The sequence below is a fragment of the Streptomyces kronopolitis genome (assembly GCF_050953795.1).
GTDB classification, from domain to species: Bacteria; Actinomycetota; Actinomycetes; order Streptomycetales; family Streptomycetaceae; genus Streptomyces; species Streptomyces kronopolitis_A.
This window is the reverse complement of the sequence record NZ_CP191850.1, coordinates 6,179,313-6,196,949: the sequence shown is the minus strand read 5'-3', so window position 1 is coordinate 6,196,949 and position 17,637 is coordinate 6,179,313. Positions and strand designations below refer to the sequence as shown.

The window sequence follows — 17,637 nt, the reverse complement described above, 5'->3', positions numbered from 1 at the left end:
TCCGCGGCAGATATCCTGCGTCGAGATTCTGTGTGCCTGTTCATCCCCATTGTGACGGAGGTCGGTTCTGCCGTGAGTTCTGAGCCTCCCGGCCGTCGGCTGCGTGGCCTGCGCGGCCTGCGCAAACCCGCGAAGAAGCGGCCCGCCGGTCCCCCGCCCGCCACCGCCCCGGACGACTCCCGCACCCCCGAACCCCCGGCAGAGACCGGCGACAGCGTCATCCACGCCGCGCTCTACCGCGACGGACACCGCGTCAGCACCCACGACACGCTCGCCGACACCTTCCAACAGCAGCGCGCCGCCGCCGGCACCCTCGCCTGGATCGGCCTGCACCGGCCCACCCCGGCCGAACTGGTCACCCTGGCATCGGAGTTCGACCTCCACCCGCTCGCCGTCGAGGACGCCCTCGAGGCCCATCAGCGTCCCAAGCTGGAGCGCTACGGCGGGACCCTGTTCGTCGTGCTGCGCGCCGCGCGCTATCTCGACGACGCCGAAGAGGTCGACTTCGCCGAGCTGCACGTCTTCGTCGGCCGCGACTTCGTGATCACCGTGCGGCACGGCGGCGCCCCCGACCTCTCGGCGGTACGCCACCGCATGGAGGACACCCCCGAACTGCTCAAGCGCGGCCCCGAAGCGGTCCTCTACGCGATCCTCGACGCCGTCGTGGACGGCTACGCACCGGTCGTCGACGGGGTGCAGAACGACATCGACGAGATCGAGACCGAGGTCTTCGGCGGCGACCCCGGCGTCTCCCGCCGGATCTACGAACTCTCCCGCGAGGTGGTCGAGTTCCAGCGCGCCACCCGCCCGCTCAACGGCATGCTGGAGAACCTGACCGCGGGCTTCGAGAAGTACGCCATCGACGAGGAGCTGCGCCGCTATCTGCGCGACGTGGCCGACCACGCACTGCACACCACCGAGCGCGTGGACGGCTTCCGGCAGGCCCTGCAGGACATCCTCACCGTCAACGCGACCCTGGTGAACCAGCAGCAGAACGCGGAGATGCGGGCGCTGGCCGAAGCCGGCTTCGAGCAGAACGAGGAAATCAAGAAGATCTCGGCATGGGCCGCCATCCTCTTCGCACCGACACTCGTCGGCACGATCTACGGCATGAACTTCCACAGCATGCCGGAGCTGCACTGGGCGCTCGGCTACCCGTTCGCTGTGGTGCTCATGGCGATGGTCTGCACGGGCCTGTACATCGTCTTCAAACGGCGGGGCTGGCTCTGAGCGATCGGGCCACCCGCCCGCTCCGGGGAGGCCGGCCCGACCCGGTGCGGGGAAGACCTCCGGCGCGGTGACCTTGTGGGGTCTCCCGCACCGGAGGCCCCGGCCCCGGCAGGCGGAGGGGCTCAGAGCTTACGGCCGCAGATCACCACGGCGTCCGGGCCGAGCAGCACCCGCCGGGTGGGGGCGAAGCCCGCTTCGGTGAACCACTGTTCGTACTCCTTGGGCGTGTAGACCATGCCCTCGCCGGACGCGATGGTGTGGAAGTACGCGGAGAGGTAGGCGGAGCGCTCCGGGCCGGTCTCGTCGTCGTTCTGGTAGGGAGTGACGACGAACAGACCGCCCCCGGGCGGAAGCCGGCGGGAGGCGCGGGCCAGCAGGTCGCGGATGCGGTCGGCCGACCAGATTTCGAGGAAGTGGGCGAAGAGCACCGCGTCGGGGCCGGAGGGGAACTCGTCGTGAAAGGCGTCGAGGCTGACCGCGTCCACCCGGTCGGCCAGGCCCAGGTCCGCGATCTTCTCCTCGGCGAGCGTCGCGATCGAGGGCAGGTCACCGATGGTGATCCGCAGGTGGGGCCACTTCCTGGCCAGGTTCGCCGCGTTGACGGCCGTGCCACCGCCGACGTCGAGCAGATGCCGATGGCCCGAGAGGTCGACCTTTTCCACGATCTCCTCGGCGACCAGCTGGCTCACCGAACCCATCATGGTGTGGAAGGCGGATTCCAGCTCCGGGTTTTCGGCGAGCCGTCCGTAGAGGGTCGGTGCGGTGCCGGGGATTTCCCGTTGCAGGCCGACATTCGAGTCCTCGTCGAGCGCCTCGGCGAACCAGCTGATGGCGCGGTAGATCCCCTGGCTCTCCCAGGGAATGTACGCCGCGGGCGCCTGGTCGAGGTTCTCCGCGAGGGGGCGGGTGAGCGCGGTGTTGTGATAGCCGTCGCCATCCTTGTGCAGAAGACCGGTCGCGGTACAGCCGAGCAGCAGGATGCGGGTGGGCTGCTCGTTCAAATCCAGTCGCAGGGCGATGTCCTTGACCGTGAGCCCCGGGTCCTTTTCGAGGATCTCGAAGAGGCCGAAGCGAAAGGCTGCGCTCAAGAACTGGAAGTGATAGTGGGCCTTGATGTAGGGCCGAAGGGCCACCGTGGCGGATTCGTCGGCTCGTTGCATTGTCAAACTCCTGGGACACCGGCGGAAGTCGCGTCTCGGTCACACGACAGGGCGGAAGGGGCACACGCCCGGCAGTCTCACGGGCGGCGGCGGGTCCGGTGGAGCTCTGGAGCGGGCGCCGGGCGGTCGGCCCCGTAAGCGCGCGATGACGCGCCGTCCCGCGCGCCCAGGCGGTATTAAATGCCGGGAGGAAAGGCCCCTCCGGGCGCCGAGGAGCCGCAAATCGCTGCGGTGGCGGCCCGGCTGAACCGCGAGCCGCGGTCCGGTCGACCTCACTAACCCCTCCGGTGGCAGAGCGCAGGTAGGCGCATACTTCGCCTCCGTGGATTCCGCCGCCGATTGACCGGCGGCCGTACCCGAAGGCAAGGTTGGGCGGACACACGAGGGCACCCTGTTTTCAGGGAAGGCCACGAAAGTCCGTGGAGCGACACCGGCGCTCTTCTGGCGCGCCGATGCTCCCTTCACCCTGCCAGAGGGGCGGCTAGGTGATTCCCCATACGCCATACTCATTTCACTGTAAGGGAGTTCAAGAAGCGAGTGTTGTTCTTATTCGTCATTTACCCGCCGTCCGGTCCTGCGGCGGTGAATGCGATCCGCGCCCGGCTCCGTTGACGAGCGTTACCTCGGAACCCCGCGCCCCGGCCGTGCTGCTATGTCGGCAACCGAAACCGGAACACGTTCAGACGACCCAGTGAGGTCGCCGGGTGGCGGACGAGCGCGGAAGCCCGTCGGCGAGCGCGAGGGCCATGCGACGCACGGCTTCGCGCAGGGTGTCGGGGGTCGTGGTGTACGGGATGCGCAGGCGCTGCTCGAAGAGGCCGGGGTCGGCCCCGAAGTAGGCGCCCCCCTCGATCCGCACTCCGTAGTCCAGGACCCGTTCGGCCAGCGCGGAGGCGACGGGTTGCCCCAGGTCCACCCACAACGACAACCCTCCGGACGGCAGTTTCCAGGTCCAGGCCGGAGCGTGTTCGCACAAGGCAGCGGTCAGGGCGGCGCGCTGCTCGCGCAGTTGCGTCAGTCGGGGCGGCAGCAGTTCCCCGGCCCGGTCCAGGAGCGCGAGGGCCAGCAGCTGGTCCAGGACCGAGCCGCCCATGTCGGTGGCGACCCGCTGCCCGGCGAGTTCGGTGACCAGCTGCGAGGGGGCGCGCAGCCAGCCGATGCGCAGGCCGCCCCAGTGGGTCTTGCTCATCGAACCGAGGGTGATGAGCCGCCCGGTGGTGTCGGGTGCGGCGCGGGCGGCGAAGGGTGGCGGGGCGGGCACGTCGAGGGCGAGGTCGGTCATGGTCTCGTCGATGACCAGCCAGCTGCCGGAACGCCGCGCGGCCCGCAGGGTGCGCGCCCGCTCCTCCTCCGGCATGAGGCAGCCGGTCGGATTGTGGAAGTCGGGTATCAGGTAGGCCAGTTGCGGCACGGCCTGGCGAAACGTCGATTCGATGATCTCGATGTCCCAGCCGGCATCGGTCACCGGAACCGACACCGTGCGGAGCTGGGCACGCCGCATGGCCTCCAGTGCGTTGGGGTACGACGGGGCCTCCACCACGACCCGGTCACCAGGGCGGCACAGCAGGCCCAGGACCAGCGTGAGTGCGTGCTGAGCGCCGGAGGTCACCAGGATCTGTTCGGGCAGCGTGGCCAATCCGCGCCGGGTGAACCGTTCGGAGAGGGCGGCGCGCAGCTCCGGCAGGCCGTACGGGTGGTAGCCGGGGGTGTGCGCGTGCTCCCCCAGTTGAGGGGCGACCTGCAAGAGCGTCTCGGTGAGTACCTGTTCCGGCAGCCCGGGAGCCGCCCTGGCCAGGTCGATCGCGGTGTCCTGGGGTCCGAGAAGCCGGCTGACCGCCTTCGGAGTGCGGCCTTCCGGAAGGGCCGTCCAGGTGCCGGAGCCCTGCCGGCTGTGCGCATAGCCGCTTTCGCGCAGCAGGTCGTACACGGCCGTGATGGTGGCTCGGCTGGTACGCAGAGCGGTGGCCAGCTCCCGCTCGGCAGGCAGTCTGACATGCAACGCGATCCGCCCGTCCAGGATCAACGCGCTGATCGCCTGGGCCAGATGACGATAGGCGGGCCGCATCCCTGCCGGGTCGGGCAGCAGCGCGGCGAGTTGCCGGCTCCCCAGCGTGCGCCCGGCGCGGGCGGCCCCGTCCATGGGCCGCGATGCATGCGAGTCGGCCATACCACTCCCCCGGAATTGGCCATGCCGGCCGGGCCAATCACTGTACAGACTCGCGTCCGTCAGCTGCCCGGCACAGCTCGCCGTGCACCCCAACAGCTCGGAGGCCCTCCGTGACGCGCCCGTCACCGCCACCGCTCACCTACCTGCCCCTGGGCGAGCATCCGCGAAGACGCCTGCCCCAGTTGTTCACCGGTCTCGCGCTGTACGGATGGAGCCTGTCGCTGCTGGTCCGGGCGTCGTTGGGGGTCAACCCCTGGAGCGTGCTCACCGAGGGCCTGGAGCGCCGCACCGACCTGAGCTTCGGCACGGTCAGCGCCCTCCTGGGTGTCCTCGTGCTCCTGCTGTGGATCCCCCTCAAGCAGCGGCCGACGTTCGGCACCTTCGCCAACATCGTCGTCCTCGCCTGCTCCTCCGACCTGGGACTTGCGCTCCTCCCCGCCCATCTCGGCCTGACCGCCCGAATTGGCCTGCTCGTCGGCGGTGTCCTCCTCAACGGGCTGTCGGTCGCGGTCTATGTCGGCGCCCGCTTCGGCCCCGGCCCCCGGGACGGGCTGATGACCGGTGCGTCCCGCGCGACCGGACGTTCCCTGCGGCTCGTCCGCACGGCTGTCGAGATCGCCGTACTCGCCGTGGGCGGGCTGCTGGGCGGCACCGCCGGCATCGGCACCGTCCTCTACGCCCTCACGGTCGGCCCGATCACGCAGTTCTTCCTGCCCTGGTGCGTGTATCGGAGCGGCGGCGGTCGGACTGTCGCCACGGTGGTTCCGGCAGGTGAAGTGGCCTCTGCTGAGTGGCCCTTGAGGGCTCATTGGCCGTCGGCGATGAACGATGCTGAACGAGGTAGTTCGTGAAGGCGCCTCTATAGTCCGCCTCTGGCAGCCAAGGCGGCCGTCGCGCTGACCGTGGGGCTGGTGGCGCTGGTGGCTTGGCTTCGGAAGCGCGGGTGAGTGGCGGGGATTCGGTCGCGAGGTGGGGGTGCGGTCAGGTACGCGAACGGACCGGTCCCACCCCGGCGTCCGGCTCAACGCGCTCGTCCCGCACGTCCCGCTCAGCGTGCCAGGCGTCCCAGGAGTGAGGCCGCGGCGGCGATGCCCACGGCGGCGGCCAGGGTCAGGACCGTGAAGTCCAGGGCCAGATGTGCGTGGGTGCCCAGGAGCAGTCCGCGCAGGGCATCGACCTGGTAGCTCAGGGGGTTGACCTTGCTGACCGCCTGGAGCCAGCCCGGCATGACCGCCACCGGGTAGAGGGCGTTGGAGGCGAAGAAGAGCGGCATGGTGATGGCCTGGCCGATGCCCATCAGCCGGTCGCGGGTGAGCACGATGCCGGCGATCGTCATGGACAGGCAGGAGAAGAACGCCGAGCCGAGGACCACCGCGACGGCGACGGCGAGCAGCCGCAGCGGGTTCCAGGTCATCGCCACACCGAGCAGCGCGGCGATCACGATCACCACGACGGCCTGGATCAGCGCCTTGACCCCGGCGGCGAAGGACTTGCCGGCGATCAGAGCGGACCGCGGGGTCGGCGTGACCAGCAGCTTGGTGAGGATGCCGGCATCCCGTTCCCAGATGATCATGATGCCGTAGAAGATCGCGATGAACATGGCCGACTGGGCGATGATGCCGGGCGCCAGGAAGTCGATGTACGGAATGCCGCCGGTCGGAATGGCTTTGATGTGGGTGAAGGTCTCACCGAAGATCAGGAGCCACAGGGCGGGCTGGACCGCGCGGGTGTACAGCTCGGTCCGGTCGTGGCGCAGCTTTTGCAGCTCGACCACGCACATCGCGACGACCCTGGCGGGCAGCACCTGCCAGCCGGGGCGGGCGCGCGGCGGGGTCAGCAGCATGTCCAGCCGTCCGGTGACGGCGGCCGGCTCAGCCGACTCGGTTGGCGGTGCGGCGGGTGCTTCGGACATCGCGGAAGTCTCCAGACTGCTCGTCGAGGCCACTGCCGGCGACGTCCCGGAAGACGTCCTCCAGTGTCGGTGCGGTCTCGGACGGGCGCGATGGGGCCGATGAGGAAGGGGCGGGAGAGGCAGGAGAAGTGGCGGGGGTGCCCGGTGAGGCGGTGGCGGTGGGCGGGGCCGGTGTGCGGGCCGCGCGGCGGCGGGCGCTCAGGGCCGCGCGGAGCTCGTCCGGTGTGCCTAGGGCGCGGATCCTGCCATGGTGCATCAGCGCGAGACGGTCGCAGTATTGGTCGGCCTCGTCCATGTAGTGCGTGGTCACCAGGACGGTCATGCCGGTGGCGGCCCGTACGGCGTTGATGTGTTCCCACACGCTGGTACGGGCGATCGGGTCGAGGCCGATCGTCGGCTCGTCGAGCATCAGCAGACGGGGCGCGCTGACCAGCGCCTGGGCGAGTTCGAGGCGGCGGATCATGCCGCCGGAGTACGTCTTGGCCAGCCGGCCCGCCGCGTCGGCGAGGCCGACCGCCGCCAGCGCCTGGCTGACGCGGGCGGCTCGTTCACGGCGTGCGACATCGAAGACCCGGGCGAAGAGCGCGACGTTCTCGCGGCCGGTCAGTCCGGCGTCCGCGGACAGCTGCTGCGGCACGTACCCCAGCAGCCGGCGCACCGCCATCCGCTCCCGGGACGCGTCATGCCCGAAGACCCGCACCATGCCGTCCGGTACGGGCAGCAGGGTGGTGATGCAGCGGATCGCGGTGGTCTTGCCCGCTCCGTTCGGCCCCAGCAGCCCGAAGACCTCCCCGGGGCGGACGGCCAGGTCGACGCCGTCCACGGCCCGGGTCTCGCCGAAGGCGTACCGCAGACCACGGCAGGTCACCGCGTCGGGAGGGGGCGCGGACGGGCCGGGGGCGCCAGGGGCGGGCGCAGCGGGCGTGCGCGGCGCGCGGTCCGGGCCGCCGGTACCGGGCAGCCCGGCTCCCGGCCGTCCGCCGTCGTCGGTGGTCATGGACCCGCCGCCTCCTCGTGCAGGTTGTGGGCGAGCCGGCGCAGCGCCGGGAGGGCCGCGGCCAGCGCCGCCCGGTCGGCCTCGGGGAGGCGCGCGAGCTGCTCGCTCACCAGGGCGCTGCGGCGGGTCTCCCAGTCACGCAGCCGGGACCGGGCCTCGGGGGTGGGGTAGAGCAGGGCCGAGCGCCGGTCGTCGGCGGCGGTCTCACGGCGCAGAAATCCGGCCCGGCCGAGCTGATTGACCAGCGTGGAGACCGAATTCCCGGCGAGACAGAGTTCCCTGGCCGCGGCGGACACCCGTATCCCGGGCCGGTCCGCGACCAGCCGCAGCAGCTCCACCTCGGCGCCGCGCAGCCGGGGTGCGGTCAGCCCGGCCCGCAGCCGGCGCCTGATCAGCCGCTGGACACCGGCCAGCACCTCGACGAGCGAGTCGGGGAACTCCCCTGCAGCCATGCCCCAATTTTAGCTCTGAGTGAGAGGTAGTGGGAGGACGCACGCCGGATGGGGGCTCTAACGGCGTACCCGGGGTCCCGCCTGCCGCACGGGCCCCATGGCCGGTAAGACGGACGGCTCGGCACCCCCTGCGGAGGGCCACCTACGGGACGTCGAGCGATGCAGCCACCCCCGGGAGAGGGTCACCCGGGGCGATCAATGCCTGGAGGCTCCGCCGAAGACGCGCCTGACCGGATCCCACCCACGGAAGCGGAAAATCGGCGGTCCCGTCGCACAACTACCGCCCCCCTCAACGACCTTGACAGTCCCTGACGGTCGGAGAAACCTGGTTCTTCCGGCGGTTGCCGGATGTCGGGGGATACCGGGGGAATCGGGGGACTCATGAGGGCGTACACGTCTGCGCGCGCGACGGGCGGGACACCGCCGGCCAGGAACGGGAGACCAATCCACGACGGCGGGATTCCGACCCGCGACGAGGGCGGGAGTCCCCCGTACGACGAGGTCAGGGGCCCGGCGCACGACGCGGCTCGCAGCGCGCCCGCATCGCTGCCGCGCCCGGGGCGCCGCCTGCGCACCACGCACCGGGCGGCGGGCCTCGCCGCCGCGGCCCTCGCCCTCGCGCTACCCCTGTCGGCCTGCTCCCCGGACGGCGCGAGCGGGGCCCCGTCGGACGTCACGGCCGGCTCGGCGGCCGGCTCGTCCCCCAACCCGGCGCCCTCCGTCGACCGGGCCACCTACCGCCACACGCTGACCGGCGCCCTCGAACCGCTCGACCGGGCACTGCGCGCGGTGGACAAGGCACACGAGGGCAGCGCCCTGAACGCCGCCCTGGACACGGCGTCGTCCCGCGCCGACAGGGCGGCCGACACCCTGCAAATGACCGCAGCACCCGACGACGCCTCATCCGTCAACAGTCAACTCGTCTCCGCGCTAAGGGCCTTGGGGTAGGACCTCAAGAGCGCCCGCGGTGACGGCGGCCGCTGCGCCACGGCCCCCCGCGTCGAACTCGGGCGGGCGCAGAGCCCGCAGAGCGTCACGTCCGCCGGGCGCGCCCTCACCGCCCTCGGCTACGACGCCTCGCTGCACCTGCCGCGTACGGAACGGGCCGAGCACCGGCGGCTCGCCAACGGTGCCCTGGTCCGCGACGGCAGCCGAGCCGGCCTGGGACGGCTGACCGTCAGGAACGGCACGGCCCGCGATGCGGTCGTGGCGCTCACCCGCGGCAAGCACACCGCGTTCTCCGTCTATGTACGCCACGGGTCGCACGCGACCATACGGAGCGTCAACAACGGCTTCTACACCGTGTACTTCACCACCGGCGAGGACTGGAACAGCCGGAAGAGGTCCTTCACCCGCGAGTGCAGCTTCGAGAAGTTCGACGACCAGGCGCACTTCAAGACGGTGCGGGTGACCGGCGGGACGCAGTACACGGTGCTGACCTTCACCCTCAACAAGGTCGTCGGCGGCAATGCGACCACGAGCACGGTGCCACCGGCCGAATTCCCCTCGTGACGGGGTGGCGGTCGCGGCGGGGCAACGGTCGAGGCCGTCCGTAGTGGTCGGCCGCTGAGGGCGGGCATTGTGGCCGGCCGCCGAGGCCGGCATTGCGGTCGGCTGACGAGGCTCCGTCACGGCTCGGTATCGTGGCGACACGTGGGCGACAGCACGGTATGGACTCTGGCGATCGCGGCGGTGACCGGCGGCACGGCGGTGCTCGCCGGCTGGGTCACCGGCCGCGGCAGCACCCAGGCCGCCAGGGTCCAGGCCGAGATCGCCGCCCGCGCCCAGCGGGCCGAACGCCTGCGGGAGAGCCGGCGCGCGGCCTACCTGGATCTCATCGAACAGACCCATCACATGGGCGAGTTGCTCTGGGAGATCTCCGCCACGCTGCGGCAGCCCGGCTCCCCGGACCGTACGGCCACCCTCGGCGAGCTGCGGGAGCGCGAGGTCGCCGAGTACGCCAGGATCCGGCGCTGCGCACGCGTCGTCGAGCTGGAGGGCCCGCCCTCGGCGGCGGCCGCGGCGCTCGCCCTCCAGCAGGCAACCGGCCCCTTCTACACGGCCGTGACCTCGGCCCTGTCCCACGACGCCGGCGACCGTCACGACTCCACCGACCTGCTCGCATTCGACGCCGCCTTCCGCCCGTTCTGGGCGGCGCTGGAGGACTTCGTGGAGGCGGCGCGCTCGGCCCACCAGCAGGAGTGACGCGAAGCCCGCCCGGGACGGTCGAGACCATCGGCTCGACCCGCCGGCTCGACCGGCCCCCTCCCCCCGCTCGCCCTCCAGCTCGCCTTTCCGCTGGTCACCGGGCATTGTCAGACCCCCCTGCCACGATGACGACATGAGCACTCCCGAACGTGTCATGCCGCCTCCGGACGCCGATGAGCGCGCCTCCTTGGAGAGTTGGCTGGACTTCTACCGCGCCACCCTCGCGCAGAAATGTGACGGCCTGGAGGAACATCAGCTCCGCGAGGCGGCGGTGGCACCCTCACCGCTCACGCTGCTCGGCCTCGTCCGGCACATGGCCGAGGTCGAACGGAACTGGTTCTGCCGGGTGCTGGCCCAGCAGGACACCCCGCCGGTCTTCCCGCCCGGCGCCGACAGCGGGAGACCCGATGTCACCGAGGGCACCGACGGCGGTTTCGACCTCCCCGAGGGGGCCACCTACGCACAGGCGCTCCCGCTCTGGCAGTCCGAGATCGACCGCGCCCGGGCCCGCTGCGCCGTCCACTCCCTCGACGACACCAGCCCCTTCCTGGGCGGACAGGTCACCCTGCGCTGGATCTACACCCACATGATCGCCGAATACGCCCGCCACTGCGGCCACGCCGACTTCCTCCGCGAGCGGCTCGACGGCCGGACGGGCGTCTGACGCATGAGCCGGGGGACGCCGCGGACGGGACGGGCTCCGGGAGACCTACGGTTCACCGACGTCAGACGGCCCCAGCGCCAACAGGGCGACATCGTCATGGAAGACCCGGGTGTGGCGCGGCAGGTCGGTGTTGAGGAAGTCGATGACGTCGACGGGGCCGGGAGCGGGACGGCCGGCGAAGCGGTACCGGAGGCGGTCGAGGAGCGGGTAGAAGGCCCCGTTCTGGTCGCGGGCCTCGATCAGGCCGTCGGTGCACAGGAGCAGGACGTCGCCGTGGGTGAAGGGATGGGTGTAGGCGACGGGGTCCTCGTCGTCCAGGTTGCCCAGACCGAGCGGCAGCGCAGGGGGCCCGGTGAGCGCGGTCACCTCACCCCCGGAGATCAGCACCGGCTCGATGTGCCCGTGGTTGACGATGGTCACCTGCTGGGCGATGGCGTCGTACTCGACCAGGGCGGCGGTGACGAACAGTTCGTCGTCGGGGACCTCTTCGGCCTCGCGGGTCAGGCATCGCTCCATCCGGGCGGCGACCGCCTTCAGGTCCACCTGGTCGTAGGCGGCCTCGCGGAAGCTGCCGAGGAGGTCGGCCACCGTACGGACGGCCTGGAGCCCCTTGCCGCGGACGTCGCCGATGAGCGCGCGCTCCCCGGCCGGGGTGGCGCGGATGTCGAAGAGGTCGCCGCCGACCATGCTGCCGACCTCGCCGGACCGGTAGAGACCGGCCGCCCGCACCTGCCCGACCTGGTGCGGCACCGGCCGCAGCAGTGTGCGCATCAGCGCCTCGGCCACCGAATGGGCACGGACCAACTGCTGCTCCTGGCGCCGGCGGTGGGCGGCGAGTGCCACACCGACGATGCCGACCAGGCCGGTGGCGATATAGGCGGCGACATGATGGTTCTCCCACAGCTGGTGCACGTTGTGTCCCGTGCAGCACGGCGTGCCGGCCAGCACGCCCTCCAGCACCATCGCGAAGACGGTGATCGCCGCGACCGCGAGGGGGCCGAGGGTGTACGCGGCGGTGACCGGCAGCGCGATGAGCAGGAAACTCACCGCCCAAGGCGTGGGGGTCACGAATTCCAGCAGCAGAACCCACACGACATACGCCAGCGGCAGCCAGCGCATCCACGCGGGCGGACGGGGCACCTCGAAGCCGCTGTCGTCGACGATCGCCGTGAGCCGCCCGCCCGCACGACCCCGGTCCGGCCGGCGGTCGCGGCCGATCCGCTCGAAGATCCACTGACCCGACCTGTCCACACGGGCTCCCGACACGACCGTGATCAAGACCCACAGCCTGTCGCGGCCGGACGACCCCGTCGGGCCATTACGCCGACTGACGGCATGTCACATCCCCTCCGCAGGCCGAGCGCCTCCGGATGATCGTGGCCAGCGGGCATCGTGGCCCGGGCGGCCCGGCCGCCAGCACTTGAGAGACTGACCGGTATGGACATCGCTCGCAGGAACAACGTCACCGTCACCGGCAATGCGCAGGGGCCGACAGTGGTGCTGGCGCACGGGTTCGGCTGTGACCAGAACATGTGGCGGCTGACCGTGCCTGCCCTGATCGAGGAGTACCGGGTGGTGCTGTTCGACTACGTGGGTGCGGGCCGGGCGGACCCGTCGGCGTTCTCGGAGGAGCGTTACGCCTCTCTCGACGGCTATGCCCGGGACGTGGTGGAGGTGTGCACGGCGCTCGACCTGCGCGACGCGGTGTTCGTGGGGCACTCGGTCAGCGCGATGATCGGCGTGCTGGCCGCCGCCATGGCTCCGGAGCGGATCGGGGCGCTGGCGATGGTCGCCCCGTCCCCGCGGTACATCGACGACGACGGCTACCGGGGCGGGTTCACCGGCGAGGACATCGACGAGCTGCTGGCGTCGCTGGAGTCGAACTATCTCGGCTGGTCGGCGGCGATGGCACCGGTGATCATGGGCAATCCGGAGCGGCCGGAGCTCGGCGAGGAGCTGAAGAACAGTTTCTGCGCGACCGACCCGGACATGGCGCGCGTCTTCGCCCGGACCACGTTCCTGTCGGATTCCCGGGACGACCTCAAGAAGGTGACGGTGCCGACGCTGGTGCTGGAATGCAGCCAGGACGTCATCGCCCCCAGGGAGGTCGGCGCGTTCGTCCACCAGGCGATCGCCGGCTCGACACTGGTCACCCTCGACGCGATCGGGCACTGCCCGCACCTCTCCGCGCCCGAGGCCACCAACGAGGCGCTGACCAGCTTCCTGGCAGGGCTGCGGTGATGTGCCGTACCGGGCAGCAGCCCGACCCGCAGGACGCCGACGACGAGAAGACGGCGAACGCCGACTTCGCCGCCCTGCTGGAGGACAGCGCCGAGGAGCTGTACGAGAGCGCGCCGTGCGGCTACCTCTCCACGCTGATGGACGGCACCATCGCGAAGATCAACACCACGCTGCTGGGCTGGCTCGGCCTGGAGCGGGCGGCGGTGGTGGGCCGGCTGCGGTTCCCCGACCTGCTGACCATGGGCGGCAAGCTGTACCACGAGACGCACTTCGCGCCGCTGCTGCGCATGCAGGGCGAGATCAGCGGCATCGCCCTGGAGATCAAGTCGTCCGGCGCCGGCCGACTGCCGGTGCTGGCCTCCTCCGTGGTCAAGCACGGTGACGGCGGCGAGCCGTTGCTGATCCGCACCACCGTCTTCGACGCCCGCGAACGCCGCGCCTACGAGGAAGAACTGCTGCGTGGCCGGCAGGCGGCCGAGGAAGCCCGCGTACAGGCGGAGGCCGACCGCGCCCGGCTCCAGGACGCCCTCGCCGTGCTCCAGCAGTCGCTGCTGCCCGACGCCCTGCCGGCGATACCGGGAGTGGAGACGGCCGCCCACTACCACACCGCCTCGCCCGACCGGCTCGGCGGCGACTTCTACGACGTCTTCCCCCTCCACGGCGATCGCTTCGGCTTCTTCCTCGGGGACGTGTGCGGCAAGGGCCCACGGGCCGCCGCGGTCACCTCACTGACCCGCTACACCCTGCGCGCCGCCGCCCTGCACGACCCCGACCCCGTCTCCGCCCTGACCACCCTCAACAAGGTCCTCCACGCGCGCTACTCCGGAACCGGCGACCCGCGCTACTGCACCGCCGTCTTCGGCACCCTCGCACCGGACGCCGCCACCGGACAGCTCACGATCCATCTCGCGTCCGGGGGCCATCCGCCGGTCCTCGTCCTGCGCGCCGACGGCACCGCCGACTACCTGCCCACCCCCGGCGGCCTCCTCGTCGGCGTCCTGCCCGACGCGCGCTTCACCACCGCCACCACCGTCCTCTCCCCCGGCGACACCCTCCTGCTCTACACCGACGGCCTCACCGAGGCGCGCACCGGTACCGACCGCGCCGACCTGTACGGGGACGACGCGCTGCGCGCCTTCGCCGCCGAACACGCCGGCAAACCCGCACACGCCGTCATCCAGGCCCTGACCGGCCTGCTGGACAGCCTCGGAGACGGCCTCGACGACGACACCGCACTGCTCGCACTGGGCGCCCCGACCCCTGACCCCCGAACGAGAAACGAACGATGAACCCGCTGAAGATCACTACCCGAGACGCCGCGACCGGTCCCGTCGTGGAGATTTTCGGCGCCCTCGACCACGCCACCGCCGCCGACCTGCGTGCCCTCATCCCCACCATCGCCCTCAGCCCTGGCCAGCGCCTCGTCCTGGACCTGGGCGGCATGGACTTCTGCGACTCCAGCGGCATCACCGCCCTGATCGCGGCCCGCAGCCACGCCCAAGCCGCCCAGGCGGACATCACACTCGCCGCCGTGCCCGCCAACACCCGCCGCGTCCTGCGGATCGTGGGACTCGACCAGATCTTCACCCTCCACCCGGACAGCGACACGGCCACGGCCACGCACTGATCCATGGCGCTGTGTCACACCGGCGCGGGTGGGATCTGATTCACGGAATGGCCGACCAGACGGTCACCTTCGCCGTGGCGAGGAGGCGACGTTGAACAGGACGCACCTGACGGTCCTCACTGCTCGGGTGCACCGCAGCGCGTGAGCGGCCCCGCGTGCCGAGTGACGGGAGCGCCTCGGCGGTGCTGGTCCGGGGCGAACAACCGGGCGGGCCGCCGGGCGGGGGCACCCCGTCGACTCAGCCGAAGTCAGCGGCGGGCTCGGTGGCGTAACGACTCATCACGTGCATGCCCTCCTCGGGTGTCAGCGGCCTGCCGTCGGCGGTCATGCTCTGCAGGTCCCGGAAGTACTGCACGTACAGGTCGGGGGTGAACACGCTGAGCATGACGGCGGGTCGGTCCGTCACGTTGGCGAAGGTGTGCGGGGCTCCGGGCGGGACCGTCACGAACGTGCCCGCGGTCGCGTCGTGGTTCTTGTCCCCAACGGTGAACCGCACCGTGCCGGAGACGATGTAGAAACCCTCGTCGTGCTCGGCGTGACGGTGCTGCGGCGGTCCGGGGGTGTACGGGGCGAGGACGGACTCGGTGACCCCCAGCCGGTGCCCGGTGTGGCTGCCGTCCTCGAGGACGCGCATGCGCGTGGTGCCCAGAACGATCCGCTCGCCGTCATCGGGCCCCACCACCGACACGGCGGGCACGGCCTGCGGTTCACTGGCCTGCGATGCACTGCTCTTCGCTTCATCGGTCATGTCTTCGGTCATGTCTTCGGTCATGTCTTGAGTGCACCGCCGGGACCCTGCGCGTGTCCAAGACCGGTTCTCGCACCCCGATACCTCGTGGGTATCGTGGCAGCGTGGAGCTACGTACCCTGCGCTATTTCGTGGCGGTCGCCGAGGAACTCCACTTCGGCCGGGCCGCCGCCCGACTGCACATGAGCCAGCCGCCGCTGAGCCGGGCGATCAAGCAGCTGGAGACGGAGATCGGTGCCCTGCTGTTCGCCCGCTCGCCCGCCGGCGTCTCCCTCACCCCGGTCGGAGCCGTGCTGCTCGACGAAGCGCGGCCCCTGCTCGACCGGGCCGAACGCGTTCGCACCCGCGTCCGCGCGGCGGCCGGCACCGCGACCCTCACCCTCGGCATCCTGGGCGACGGCACCGACCCCGGCGTCACCAGGCTGGCGGCCGCCTTCCGCCGCAAGCACCCCGGTGTCGACATCCGCATCCGCGACACCGACCTGACCGACCCGACCTGCGGGCTGCGCGCCGGACTGGTCGACATCGCCCTGACCCGCGCACCGTTCGACGACACCGCCTTGACGGTGCGTCAGTTGCGTACGGATCCGGTCGGCGCGGTCCTGCGCGCCGACGATCCGCTGGCCCGTCGCGACCACCTGACACTGGCCGACCTGGCCGACCGCCGCTGGTTCCAGTTCCCGGAAGGCACCGACCCGGCCTGGCAGTCGTACTGGAACGGCGGCACACCACGCGAGGGCCCGGTCGTACGCGTCGTCCACGAATGCCTGCACGCCGTGCTCTGGAACGGCACCGTCGGCCTGGCCCCCCTCGGCCACGACCTCCCCGCGAACCTGACCGCCGTACCGCTGACCGACATGACACCGAGCCAAGTGGTCGCGGCATGGAACACCGGCGACACCAACCCGTTGATCCACTCGTTCGCCGAGATCGCACGGGCCGCGTACGGCCGCTGAACGGCTACGGCATCCATCGGCCACCATCGAGCATGTTGGAGGTCCCGTTCGCTCAGGAGCATCTGAATCTGCGGCAGTTGAGCTGATCGATGCCCTGCGCGAACGTCGGGGATGGCGCTCGTGAGGTCGTCCCCGAGAGTCTCGACCCGGTGACGGTGCCCGGGCCGAGCACCGCCCCGTGCGGAAATGTCCAGTGGCCGAGGAGGCGACGCACGCATGGCCTGCTTCCGATCTCACAACCCGAGCGGCCGCCGTGTGTTGCTCCAGACCACGCGAAGGGATGGGTACGGCCTTTACCGGCAATCATGGAAGTGCTCAGTACTTACGGCGGGCGGAATCCGTTGACCGACCGGCCCCGTCCGCCAGACGGTGGCAGCATCGCGCTGCGCAATGCCCGTCCCGTCCAAGAGACTTCCTATGAGGTGCCCGATGTCCAGCGCCACGTCTGATAACTCCGCGCCTGCATACATCGATACGACACGACCCAGTATCGCGCGGGTGTACGACGCTTTCCTCAACGGCAACGACAACTACGAGGTGGACCGCGAGGTAGTTCGGAGTGTGCAGAAGGCCGTTCCGGAGGTCCAGGACCTGGCAGTCGAGAACCGCGCCTTCCTGATCCGCGCCTGCCGGTTCCTGGCAGGCCGGGCAGGCATCACCCAGTACCTGGACTGCGGCTCGGGCCTACCGACCGCAGAAAACACCCATCACGTGGTGCAGCGGGTCGACCCGGACTCGCGGGTCGTCTACGTGGACAACGACCCGGCGGTGCTGGCCCACGGCCGCGCACTGCTGGAGGAGAACGAGCACACCGTCCTCGTCTCCGAGGACATCTTCGAACCGGAACAGCTGCTACACAATGACATCGTGCGGTCCAGGCTGGACTGGAACGAGCCCATCGCGCTGCTGCACATCGGAACGCTGCACCACTACAAGAACGAGGTCACGCGCTCCCGCAAGGACATCATGCGCGCCTACATCGACGCGCTGCCGTCGGGCTCCTACGTGGCGATCAGTCACTTCCTCGATCCGGAGGACGAGCACAGCCAGGCCGCCCGGAAGATGGAGGAGAAGTTCCTGCAGAGCAGGATGGGAAGTGGCACCTTCTCCACCAGGGCCGAACTGCAGGAGCTCTTCAACGGCCTGGAGATGGTCCCCCCATACCTGGTTCCGTGCGGCGACTGGCGGCCGGACGGCCCTCAACTCAAGGAGAAGAACGCAGCCCAGCGCTGCATCGCCGGCGGCGTCGCCCATAAGCCATAAGCCACGCACGCC

At 70.8% G+C, this 17,637-nt stretch carries 18 protein-coding genes; 11 read left to right on the top strand and 7 right to left on the bottom strand.

The genetic code is table 11. The annotated features are described in order from the left end of the window. The first annotated feature begins 72 nt into the window (after nt 1-72). Entirely contained in the window at nt 73-1,230 is a 1,158-nt protein-coding gene (locus tag ACQP17_RS27430; RefSeq protein WP_433858647.1) for a magnesium and cobalt transport protein CorA, read from the top strand. Between the two features lie 122 nt (nt 1,231-1,352). On the opposite strand, the gene ACQP17_RS27425 is transcribed toward ACQP17_RS27430, so the two are convergent. After that, nucleotides 1,353-2,390, bottom strand: coding sequence for a methyltransferase (locus tag ACQP17_RS27425; RefSeq protein WP_433858646.1), 1,038 nt, complete (start codon nt 2,388-2,390; stop codon nt 1,353-1,355). A 679-nt stretch (nt 2,391-3,069) separates the two neighbouring features. After that, entirely contained in the window at nt 3,070-4,557 is a 1,488-nt protein-coding gene (locus ACQP17_RS27420; protein ID WP_433858645.1) for a PLP-dependent aminotransferase family protein, read from the bottom strand. Nucleotides 4,558-4,667: 110 nt separating this feature from the next. Here ACQP17_RS27420 and ACQP17_RS27415 point away from each other — a divergent pair, with 110 nt between their 5' ends. Then, on the top strand, nt 4,668-5,408 hold the full coding sequence (locus ACQP17_RS27415) for a YczE/YyaS/YitT family protein (RefSeq protein WP_433858644.1): 741 nt from the start codon (nt 4,668-4,670) through the stop codon (nt 5,406-5,408). A gap of 197 nt (nt 5,409-5,605) precedes the next feature. Here the strand turns inward: ACQP17_RS27415 and ACQP17_RS27410 are convergent, their stop codons facing one another. From ACQP17_RS27410 to ACQP17_RS27400, 3 genes are read right to left on the bottom strand one after another with little or no spacing between them, the layout of a single operon-like run. Further along, a complete protein-coding gene (locus ACQP17_RS27410) occupies nt 5,606-6,469 on the bottom strand; it encodes an ABC transporter permease (RefSeq protein WP_433858643.1) in 864 nt (287 codons plus the stop codon). After that, nucleotides 6,429-7,466 (bottom strand): ATP-binding cassette domain-containing protein, encoded by a 1,038-nt coding sequence (locus tag ACQP17_RS27405; RefSeq protein WP_433858642.1) that lies wholly within the window; start codon nt 7,464-7,466, stop codon nt 6,429-6,431. The genes ACQP17_RS27410 and ACQP17_RS27405 overlap by 41 nt, the downstream gene beginning before the upstream one ends. Further along, nucleotides 7,463-7,918, bottom strand: a complete 456-nt coding sequence (locus tag ACQP17_RS27400) for a MarR family winged helix-turn-helix transcriptional regulator (RefSeq protein WP_433858641.1) — start codon at nt 7,916-7,918, stop codon at nt 7,463-7,465. Before ACQP17_RS27400 ends, ACQP17_RS27405 begins: the two co-directional genes overlap by 4 nt. Nucleotides 7,919-8,299: 381 nt before the next feature. Here ACQP17_RS27400 and ACQP17_RS27395 point away from each other — a divergent pair, with 381 nt between their 5' ends. From ACQP17_RS27395 to ACQP17_RS27380, 4 genes are all read left to right on the top strand, one after another. Further along, nucleotides 8,300-8,866, top strand: coding sequence for a hypothetical protein (locus ACQP17_RS27395; RefSeq protein ID WP_433858640.1), 567 nt, complete (start codon nt 8,300-8,302; stop codon nt 8,864-8,866). A gap of 258 nt (nt 8,867-9,124) precedes the next feature. Further along, on the top strand, nt 9,125-9,430 hold the full coding sequence (locus ACQP17_RS27390; RefSeq protein ID WP_433858639.1) for a hypothetical protein: 306 nt from the start codon (nt 9,125-9,127) through the stop codon (nt 9,428-9,430). 141 nt (nt 9,431-9,571) lie between these two features. Continuing rightward, on the top strand, nt 9,572-10,123 hold the full coding sequence (locus ACQP17_RS27385) for a hypothetical protein (protein ID WP_433858638.1): 552 nt from the start codon (nt 9,572-9,574) through the stop codon (nt 10,121-10,123). Between the two features lie 136 nt (nt 10,124-10,259). Then, nucleotides 10,260-10,790, top strand: coding sequence for a DinB family protein (locus tag ACQP17_RS27380; RefSeq protein WP_433858637.1), 531 nt, complete (start codon nt 10,260-10,262; stop codon nt 10,788-10,790). A 45-nt stretch (nt 10,791-10,835) separates the two neighbouring features. Here the strand turns inward: ACQP17_RS27380 and ACQP17_RS27375 are convergent, their stop codons facing one another. Beyond that, nucleotides 10,836-12,041: a PP2C family protein-serine/threonine phosphatase gene (locus ACQP17_RS27375; protein WP_433858636.1), complete on the bottom strand. Its 1,206-nt coding sequence runs from the start codon at nt 12,039-12,041 to the stop codon at nt 10,836-10,838. 186 nt (nt 12,042-12,227) lie between these two features. Between ACQP17_RS27375 and ACQP17_RS27370 the strand changes: the two genes are divergently transcribed. Genes ACQP17_RS27370 through ACQP17_RS27360 form a run of 3 tightly spaced genes read left to right on the top strand, consistent with a single transcriptional unit; the run spans nt 12,228 to nt 14,658 of the window. Then, nucleotides 12,228-13,031: an alpha/beta fold hydrolase gene (locus tag ACQP17_RS27370; RefSeq protein ID WP_433858635.1), complete on the top strand. Its 804-nt coding sequence runs from the start codon at nt 12,228-12,230 to the stop codon at nt 13,029-13,031. Beyond that, a complete protein-coding gene (locus ACQP17_RS27365; RefSeq protein ID WP_433858634.1) occupies nt 13,031-14,320 on the top strand; it encodes a PP2C family protein-serine/threonine phosphatase in 1,290 nt (429 codons plus the stop codon). Before ACQP17_RS27370 ends, ACQP17_RS27365 begins: the two co-directional genes overlap by 1 nt. After that, nucleotides 14,317-14,658 carry an STAS domain-containing protein gene (locus ACQP17_RS27360; RefSeq protein ID WP_433858633.1) on the top strand — a complete coding sequence of 114 codons (342 nt, stop codon included), beginning with the start codon at nt 14,317-14,319 and terminating at the stop codon, nt 14,656-14,658. The genes ACQP17_RS27365 and ACQP17_RS27360 overlap by 4 nt, the downstream gene beginning before the upstream one ends. Nucleotides 14,659-14,896: 238 nt before the next feature. Here ACQP17_RS27360 and ACQP17_RS27355 read toward each other — a convergent pair whose 3' ends face one another. Then, nucleotides 14,897-15,406, bottom strand: a complete 510-nt coding sequence (locus ACQP17_RS27355) for a cupin domain-containing protein (protein ID WP_433860022.1) — start codon at nt 15,404-15,406, stop codon at nt 14,897-14,899. A 104-nt stretch (nt 15,407-15,510) separates the two neighbouring features. On the opposite strand from ACQP17_RS27355, the gene ACQP17_RS27350 reads away from it, so the two are divergent. Together ACQP17_RS27350 and ACQP17_RS27345 are read left to right on the top strand one after the other, a co-directional pair. Continuing rightward, nucleotides 15,511-16,362 (top strand): LysR substrate-binding domain-containing protein, encoded by an 852-nt coding sequence (locus tag ACQP17_RS27350; RefSeq protein WP_433858632.1) that lies wholly within the window; start codon nt 15,511-15,513, stop codon nt 16,360-16,362. Nucleotides 16,363-16,752: 390 nt separating this feature from the next. Further along, on the top strand, nt 16,753-17,625 hold the full coding sequence (locus ACQP17_RS27345; RefSeq protein ID WP_433858631.1) for an SAM-dependent methyltransferase: 873 nt from the start codon (nt 16,753-16,755) through the stop codon (nt 17,623-17,625). The last annotated feature ends 12 nt before the right edge of the window (nt 17,626-17,637 follow it).